This is a genomic window from Streptomyces sp. SID3212 (assembly GCF_009865405.1).
GTDB lineage: Bacteria > Actinomycetota > Actinomycetes > Streptomycetales > Streptomycetaceae > Streptomyces.
Genome location: NZ_WWJY01001030.1, coordinates 1 through 1,694, shown reverse-complemented (window position 1 = coordinate 1,694; position 1,694 = coordinate 1). Strand labels below are relative to the sequence as shown.

Annotated in this window: 1 protein-coding gene; it reads left to right on the top strand. The window is 77.6% G+C overall.

The window, feature by feature from the left end; all coding sequences use genetic code 11:
- Positions 1 to 981: 981 nt before the first annotated feature.
- On the top strand, positions 982 to 1,694 hold a 713-nt coding region (gene trmB / locus GT042_RS30495), incomplete at its 3' end, for a tRNA (guanosine(46)-N7)-methyltransferase TrmB (protein WP_237531358.1).

Here is a 1,694-nt window from a genome sequence, read left to right as displayed (position 1 = left end):
GGCGCCGGGGACTCGGGCGCGGGGCGCCGGGGACTCGGGCGCGGGGCGCCGGGGACTCGGGCGCGGGGCGCCGGGGACTCGGGCGCGGGGCGCCGGGGACTCGGGCGCGGGGCGCCGGGGACTCGGGCGCGGGGCGCCGGGGACTCGGGCGCGGGGCGCCGGGGACTCGGGCGCGGGGCGCCGGGGACTCGGGCGCGGGGCGCCGGGGACTCGGGCGCGGGGCGCCGGGGACTCGGGCGCGGGGCGCCGGGGACTCGGGCGCGGGGCGCCGGGGACTCGGGCGCGGGGCGCCGGGGACTCGGGCGCGGGGCGCCGGGGACTCGGGCGCGGGGCGCCGGGGACTCGGGCGCGGGGCGCCGGGGACTCGGGCGCGGGGGCCCGGGGACTCTCGCGAGGCGCCGGAGTGAGGCGCCTCGCGGCGCCCGGGGCGCGAGGTGCGGGACTCCGGGCCATCAGACGCGGGGATGCGGGACCTGAGGTACGGAACGCCCGGACGTAAGACGCGAGGCGCCGGTACCTGAGCCGCGGGATGCCGGGGTCAGGCGCGAGAGACGCCCGTACCGGAGAACACGGAACGCCCGGATCAGCCGCGAGACGCGCGTACCTGAAGCACTGGGGCCGGAGGCTGGGGGAGAGAACACCCGGCCGTGAGACGCGCGGCGCCTGTACCTGAGGCACGGAAGGCCGGGTCAGGCGCAAAACACCCGTACCTGAGGCGCCGCAGCGCCGGGGTGAGGCGCGGGACGCCAGGAGCTGGGGCGCAGGGGTGCCCGGGGGCTCGGGTGGCCGCTCGCTTCGGGGCCGGTGAGCTTGGCCGGACAGGGGCGCCCCGGGACTCCGTAGAATCGGAGCATTGTGGCCGAGCCCGAGAAGACCGAGATGACCCAGACCGCCGAGACACCCGCGAGCGGCGCTGCCGCCGACGACGCCCGCTCCAAGGACAACACCGCCAAGCGGATCGCCGCCCACCACGGCACGGTCATGAGCCGGATGTTCCCGAACGGCACCGGACCCGCCGCCGACCCGGCCGGGTCGCACTTCGAGCGCCGTATCCGCAGCTTCCAGCCGCGTCGCAGCCGGGTGACCGCCGGGCAGGCCGACGCGCTGCGCCGCAAGTGGCCCTCCTGGGGGCTGGACGTCGACGGACAGCGCGCTGTCGACCCGGCCGCGCTGTTCGGCGGGCTGCCCGTCGTCCTGGAGATCGGCTTCGGGATGGGCGAGGCGACCGCGCAGATGGCCGCCGCCGACCCCGGCACCGGGATCCTCGCCGTGGACGTGCACACCCCCGGGCAGGGCAACCTGATCCGTCTCGCGGAGCGGAACGGACTGTCCAACATCCGGGTCGCCAACGGGGACGCGATCATCCTGCTGAGGGAGATGCTGCCGGCCGCCTCCCTCGACGGGCTGCGCGTCTACTTCCCCGACCCCTGGCCCAAGACCCGGCACCACAAGCGGCGGCTGATCCAGCCGGAGTTCCTCGACCTCGCCGCGGACCGGCTGCGGCCCGGGGCCGTACTGCACTGCGCGACCGACTGGGAGCCGTACGCGGAACAGATGCTGGAACTCCTCACGGCCCACCCCGGCTTCGAGAACACCCAGGAGGACGGCGGTTACGCGCCGCGCCCCCCGTACCGGCCGCTGACCCGGTTCGAGGGCCAGGGGCTCGACAAGGGGCACGCGGTGCACGACGTGCT